Below are 6,098 nucleotides of genomic sequence, written 5' to 3'. Positions count from 1 at the left end.
CCTATATAAAATAATTAATATATGATATAAAATAATTAATATATGATATAAAATAATTAATATATGATATAAAATAATTAATATATGATATAAAATAATTAATATATGATATAAAATAATGTAAGGGAAGTTTGCATGAAAAAAATAGCGTTTCATATTCAAAAAGGTGGTGTTGGCAAAACTACCTTAAGTGGTAATATAGCAAGCTATTTATCTAAAACAAAAAAAGTTGCATTAGTGGATTGCGATATACAACAAGGAAGTTCTTCTACATGGTTTCTTAATCATGAAATTCTTAGTTTAGATATTAAAGATTGTTTTTTAAAGAATGTAGATGTAGATCGAGTGTTAAAACAAATACAAAAAAATTTTTATATTTTACCATGTGTTCCGAGCGGAACTTTTAGAAGAAATGTGCAACATGAATTGCAAGATTTCCCATATTTGATAGATGATTTTTGTTTGGAACTAGAGAAATTGGGATTTGAAATTGTTATTTTCGATTTATCTCCTAGTTTTGAGCTTTGGGAAAGGAGAATTATTCTTGCAATGTGTGAAGTTGTTACTCCGTTGACTCCAGAATTTTTAAGTCTTGAAGGAATTAATATTTTTAAGGAAGAGTTTGATTCTTTGTTAAAATCTTATAGAAAAAAAGTTAAACATGAGAAGATTATTTGTAATATGCTTAATAAAAGTTTTAAGAGACATAATATACATTTAAGGCAATTTAAAACTTTTGGATATGATCTTTATGAAATTGGACAAGATGCTAAAATAGCAGAATCTCAGTTATATAAAAAGTCGATTTTTGACTACTATCCCGAGAGTAAGTCTATCTTGGGACTTTCAAGATTGGGGGATGCTTTATGCCTATAAACAAAGAGGTTGATTTAGAAGAAGCTATTAAACAAAATGTTAGTAAATCTAAATTTGCTTTTCGAGGTGACAATGATACTATTAGTAATAATATCTCAAATATTAAGCCTGGTAGATCAAAGATGACGATCAAGCAAATAAGTGTAGGATTGAAATATGAATATTGGGTTGAATTTTATTCTATTTTAGATGAAAAGGGATTAACAGCTTCTGGTTTTATAAGAACTTTAATTATGGAATATATAGAAACTTCTAGGAAATAATACTTTTTTAGAAGTTAATTATTCTTTAATTATTGACAATATCTGTTATTTTTATAATCAAAGATTATAAAAATAACAGTTTACTTATTAGTTTGTAATTAAGAAACTTAATTACAAACTAATACAGTAATTTAAATTACAATATTAATTGCAATTAAAGCTATTGATATTAATATAAATATATAAAACTTATTGTTAATAATTAATAAATAAAAAATTAATTTTAACATTTCTAGTAATAAAAAAAAGATATAAAAACATTTTTTACACAATCTAATTAATTTTGTAAAAAATGTTTTTAGTTGTATGCGAAAATATACTATACACATAGTTAAGCATGAATACACTATTATCGCTGTCATAAAAATTTTAATTCTCCCTTGATTTCTGATAAATCTCAGTCTATCTCAATTCTGTAAAAATTCCATTTTTGTTTATATATAGTTTTTTATTATTTTTATGCATTTATTAAGCGAATATTATAATTTTAATATTTAACATTGGTTTGGCTGTGTTATTTTTTGAAAAGCTTCCACCCAAAAATTTTTTTTGTTTCCTTTTTTTTATTTTTTCTACTTAATTTGTCACATTTAATATGTATTCTTTTTTCTCTAGGTTTTGAATTGAAAATAAAAAGTATATTATCTATATAATCTTTATTCAATGTTTTAAATAAGCCATATTGATCTAGATCTAAGACATAGTTAGGATTTGTTTTTTTTAAAATTTTAAAATAATAGGATTTACTAGGTAGTATTATTGGATTTTTATATATTTTTATTGCAAACTCTTCAAATGTTATAGCGTTTTTAACCAATTCTAATAGATTGTACTTGGGAAAATGTTTGTAGGGATTGTATTCTTTTAAAAAGCTTGGTGTTATAAAATATTTTAAAATTTGTTCTTTAGGATATAAATTAATACTTTTTTTACCATATTTTTTGAAAGCTTTTATATTTTGTGATAGTTTATAGGGAATAATTTTCCCTTGTTTTTCTAATCTAATCAGTTTTATATAAATGGTATTTTTTTTTATGCTGTTATTTTGCATGATTTGTATTTCTTTTAAAGTAAAATATTCTTGATTCTTAGCATCAATAAGCATTGTTATGTCCTTTATTGCAAATATAGCCCTAATCTTTAATTTAAAAACCTAGTGATAGGTTTTGTTGGGCGCTTTTAAATTTAAAGTTATCAACAAAGTCTATTTGGTATTGGGTTGTAGAAGGTGAACTGCTATTTCTATAATCTTTGATTTAGAAATAGCAGTTCACCATTAGTCTACTTAATAGCGTTTTTTAAACAAAAGTTGAAATCCGTTTGTTCCAATATCAAAGTTAGGTTCAAATCCTGCAAGCGAAATGCCTAATTTTTTCCAAGTTGCTTATCATTCCATTTACATTTGTAAATGGAATGATAAGCAAGGTTATGTAGGATGTCAAAAGTGTGAGCACTTCTGTTTCCATTAGTATATATTCGTTTTGTTTTATATGTACTGTCGTGCTCAGGCATATTAAAAAATTCTATTATAAAGGAGCGCTTCCAGCAAGCTGAATCCAAGTACTGGGTCACCACCAATATATATCTCCTTTGGGAATAGGAGCCTATTCCCAAAGGAATTAGCATGTTAAGGAAAAATACCATTAATTCTAGATCATATGTATAGTTGATCTTGGATATATGTATGGATATCCTGGATAATATCCAATTTATTTTATAGGGAGGGTAAATTTGTTATATTTTAGTATTGTGTTTCCTTTTTGTAAAAAATATCGTATAATATATAGCGTTCTTTTTCAATAATTTGCGATCCTTCAATAATTGAAGAGAGAGTTTTAGAGAGACAACCTTTTTAAACAAGTTTGTCATTGAGCGGGTTGTCTCAATATTTTATACTAAAAAATTGTAATATATATTACAATTTTTTAGTATAAAATATTGAGACAACCCGCTCAATGACAAACTTGTTTAAAAAGGTTGTCTCTCTAAAACTCTCTCTTCAATTATTGAAGGATCGCAAATTATTGAAAAAGAACGCTATATATTATACGATATTTTTTACAAAAAGGAAACACAATACTAAAATATAACAAATTTACCCTCCCTATAAAATAAATTGGATATTATCCAGGATATCCATACATATATCCAAGATCAACTATACATATGATCTAGAATTAATGGTATTTTTCCTTAACATGCTAATTCCTTTGGGAATAGGCTCCTATTCCCAAAGGAGATATATATTGGTGGTGACCCAGTACTTGGATTCAGCTTGCTGGAAGCGCTCCTTTATAATAGAATTTTTTAATATGCCTGAGCACGACAGTACATATAAAACAAAACGAATATATACTAATGGAAACAGAAGTGCTCACACTTTTGACATCCTACATAACCTTGCTTATCATTCCATTTACAAATGTAAATGGAATGATAAGCAACTTGGAAAAAATTAGGCATTTCGCTTGCAGGATTTGAACCTAACTTTGATATTGGAACAAACGGATTTCAACTTTTGTTTAAAAAACGCTATTAAGTAGACTAATGGTGAACTGCTATTTCTAAATCAAAGATTATAGAAATAGCAGTTCACCTTCTACAACCCAATACCAAATAGACTTTGTTGATAACTTTAAATTTAAAAGCGCCCAACAAAACCTATCACTAGGTTTTTAAATTAAAGATTAGGGCTATATTTGCAATAAAGGACATAACAATGCTTATTGATGCTAAGAATCAAGAATATTTTACTTTAAAAGAAATACAAATCATGCAAAATAACAGCATAAAAAAAAATACCATTTATATAAAACTGATTAGATTAGAAAAACAAGGGAAAATTATTCCCTATAAACTATCACAAAATATAAAAGCTTTCAAAAAATATGGTAAAAAAAGTATTAATTTATATCCTAAAGAACAAATTTTAAAATATTTTATAACACCAAGCTTTTTAAAAGAATACAATCCCTACAAACATTTTCCCAAGTACAATCTATTAGAATTGGTTAAAAACGCTATAACATTTGAAGAGTTTGCAATAAAAATATATAAAAATCCAATAATACTACCTAGTAAATCCTATTATTTTAAAATTTTAAAAAAAACAAATCCTAACTATGTCTTAGATCTAGATCAATATGGCTTATTTAAAACATTGAATAAAGATTATATAGATAATATACTTTTTATTTTCAATTCAAAACCTAGAGAAAAAAGAATACATATTAAATGTGACAAATTAAGTAGAAAAAATAAAAAAAAGGAAACAAAAAAAATTTTTGGGTGGAAGCTTTTCAAAAAATAACACAGCCAAACCAATGTTAAATATTAAAATTATAATATTCGCTTAATAAATGCATAAAAATAATAAAAAACTATATATAAACAAAAATGGAATTTTTACAGAATTGAGATAGACTGAGATTTATCAGAAATCAAGGGAGAATTAAAATTTTTATGACAGCGATAATAGTGTATTCATGCTTAACTATGTGTATAGTATATTTTCGCATACAACTAAAAACATTTTTTACAAAATTAATTAGATTGTGTAAAAAATGTTTTTATATCTTTTTTTTATTACTAGAAATGTTAAAATTAATTTTTTATTTATTAATTATTAACAATAAGTTTTATATATTTATATTAATATCAATAGCTTTAATTGCAATTAATATTGTAATTTAAATTACTGTATTAGTTTGTAATTAAGTTTCTTAATTACAAACTAATAAGTAAACTGTTATTTTTATAATCTTTGATTATAAAAATAACAGATATTGTCAATAATTAAAGAATAATTAACTTCTAAAAAAGTATTATTTCCTAGAAGTTTCTATATATTCCATAATTAAAGTTCTTATAAAACCAGAAGCTGTTAATCCCTTTTCATCTAAAATAGAATAAAATTCAACCCAATATTCATATTTCAATCCTACACTTATTTGCTTGATCGTCATCTTTGATCTACCAGGCTTAATATTTGAGATATTATTACTAATAGTATCATTGTCACCTCGAAAAGCAAATTTAGATTTACTAACATTTTGTTTAATAGCTTCTTCTAAATCAACCTCTTTGTTTATAGGCATAAAGCATCCCCCAATCTTGAAAGTCCCAAGATAGACTTACTCTCGGGATAGTAGTCAAAAATCGACTTTTTATATAACTGAGATTCTGCTATTTTAGCATCTTGTCCAATTTCATAAAGATCATATCCAAAAGTTTTAAATTGCCTTAAATGTATATTATGTCTCTTAAAACTTTTATTAAGCATATTACAAATAATCTTCTCATGTTTAACTTTTTTTCTATAAGATTTTAACAAAGAATCAAACTCTTCCTTAAAAATATTAATTCCTTCAAGACTTAAAAATTCTGGAGTCAACGGAGTAACAACTTCACACATTGCAAGAATAATTCTCCTTTCCCAAAGCTCAAAACTAGGAGATAAATCGAAAATAACAATTTCAAATCCCAATTTCTCTAGTTCCAAACAAAAATCATCTATCAAATATGGGAAATCTTGCAATTCATGTTGCACATTTCTTCTAAAAGTTCCGCTCGGAACACATGGTAAAATATAAAAATTTTTTTGTATTTGTTTTAACACTCGATCTACATCTACATTCTTTAAAAAACAATCTTTAATATCTAAACTAAGAATTTCATGATTAAGAAACCATGTAGAAGAACTTCCTTGTTGTATATCGCAATCCACTAATGCAACTTTTTTTGTTTTAGATAAATAGCTTGCTATATTACCACTTAAGGTAGTTTTGCCAACACCACCTTTTTGAATATGAAAATCTATTTTTTTCATGCAAACTTCACTTAAATTATTTTATATCATATATTAATTATTTTATATCATATATTAATTATTTTATATCATATATTAATTATTTTATATAATATATTAATTATTTTATATCATATATTAATTATTTTATA

At 24.8% G+C, this 6,098-nt stretch carries 8 protein-coding genes; 4 read left to right on the top strand and 4 right to left on the bottom strand.

What is annotated here, in order from left to right; all coding sequences use genetic code 11:
• Positions 1 to 135: 135 nt before the first annotated feature.
• Positions 136 to 876: a ParA family protein gene (locus tag HNP68_RS04690; RefSeq protein WP_183221011.1), complete on the top strand. Its 741-nt coding sequence runs from the start codon at positions 136 to 138 to the stop codon at positions 874 to 876.
• Positions 867 to 1,139, top strand: a complete 273-nt coding sequence (locus HNP68_RS04685; RefSeq protein ID WP_183221007.1) for a hypothetical protein — start codon at positions 867 to 869, stop codon at positions 1,137 to 1,139. Before HNP68_RS04690 ends, HNP68_RS04685 begins: the two co-directional genes overlap by 10 nt.
• 514 nt (positions 1,140 to 1,653) lie before the next feature.
• On the opposite strand, the gene HNP68_RS04680 is transcribed toward HNP68_RS04685, so the two are convergent.
• Positions 1,654 to 2,244, bottom strand: coding sequence for a hypothetical protein (locus HNP68_RS04680; RefSeq protein ID WP_183221009.1), 591 nt, complete (start codon positions 2,242 to 2,244; stop codon positions 1,654 to 1,656).
• A 180-nt stretch (positions 2,245 to 2,424) separates the two neighbouring features.
• On the bottom strand, positions 2,425 to 2,502 hold the full coding sequence (locus HNP68_RS07615; protein ID WP_301380125.1) for a P13 family porin: 78 nt from the start codon (positions 2,500 to 2,502) through the stop codon (positions 2,425 to 2,427).
• Between the two features lie 1,098 nt (positions 2,503 to 3,600).
• Here HNP68_RS07615 and HNP68_RS07610 point away from each other — a divergent pair.
• Together HNP68_RS07610 and HNP68_RS04665 are read left to right on the top strand one after the other, a co-directional pair.
• The gene (locus HNP68_RS07610; RefSeq protein ID WP_301380125.1) at positions 3,601 to 3,678 is read left to right on the top strand and encodes a P13 family porin; all 78 of its coding nucleotides are present in this window, start codon (positions 3,601 to 3,603) and stop codon (positions 3,676 to 3,678) included.
• Positions 3,679 to 3,858: 180 nt separating this feature from the next.
• Complete coding sequence (locus tag HNP68_RS04665; RefSeq protein WP_183221009.1) at positions 3,859 to 4,449, top strand: hypothetical protein; 591 nt, start codon at positions 3,859 to 3,861, stop codon at positions 4,447 to 4,449.
• Between the two features lie 514 nt (positions 4,450 to 4,963).
• On the opposite strand, the gene HNP68_RS04660 is transcribed toward HNP68_RS04665, so the two are convergent.
• Entirely contained in the window at positions 4,964 to 5,236 is a 273-nt protein-coding gene (locus HNP68_RS04660; protein ID WP_183221007.1) for a hypothetical protein, read from the bottom strand.
• Complete coding sequence (locus HNP68_RS04655) at positions 5,227 to 5,967, bottom strand: ParA family protein (protein WP_183221005.1); 741 nt, start codon at positions 5,965 to 5,967, stop codon at positions 5,227 to 5,229. Before HNP68_RS04655 ends, HNP68_RS04660 begins: the two co-directional genes overlap by 10 nt.
• Positions 5,968 to 6,098: the final 131 nt, after the last annotated feature.

Source organism: Borreliella yangtzensis (assembly GCF_014201775.1).
In the GTDB taxonomy this organism is placed as follows: Bacteria; Spirochaetota; Spirochaetia; order Borreliales; family Borreliaceae; genus Borreliella; species Borreliella yangtzensis.
This window is presented reverse-complemented; position numbering and strand designations above follow the sequence as displayed.

What these genes read in the sequence shown, in the direction of transcription:
- HNP68_RS04690 (WP_183221011.1), top strand. Translation starts at nt 136, where the DNA reads ATGAAAAAAATAGCGTTTCATATTCAAAAAGGTGGTGTTGGCAAAACT.
- HNP68_RS04685 (WP_183221007.1), top strand. Translation starts at nt 867, where the DNA reads ATGCCTATAAACAAAGAGGTTGATTTAGAAGAAGCTATTAAACAAAAT.
- HNP68_RS04680 (WP_183221009.1), bottom strand. Translation starts at nt 2,244, where the DNA reads ATGCTTATTGATGCTAAGAATCAAGAATATTTTACTTTAAAAGAAATA.
- HNP68_RS04665 (WP_183221009.1), top strand. Translation starts at nt 3,859, where the DNA reads ATGCTTATTGATGCTAAGAATCAAGAATATTTTACTTTAAAAGAAATA.
- HNP68_RS04660 (WP_183221007.1), bottom strand. Translation starts at nt 5,236, where the DNA reads ATGCCTATAAACAAAGAGGTTGATTTAGAAGAAGCTATTAAACAAAAT.
- HNP68_RS04655 (WP_183221005.1), bottom strand. Translation starts at nt 5,967, where the DNA reads ATGAAAAAAATAGATTTTCATATTCAAAAAGGTGGTGTTGGCAAAACT.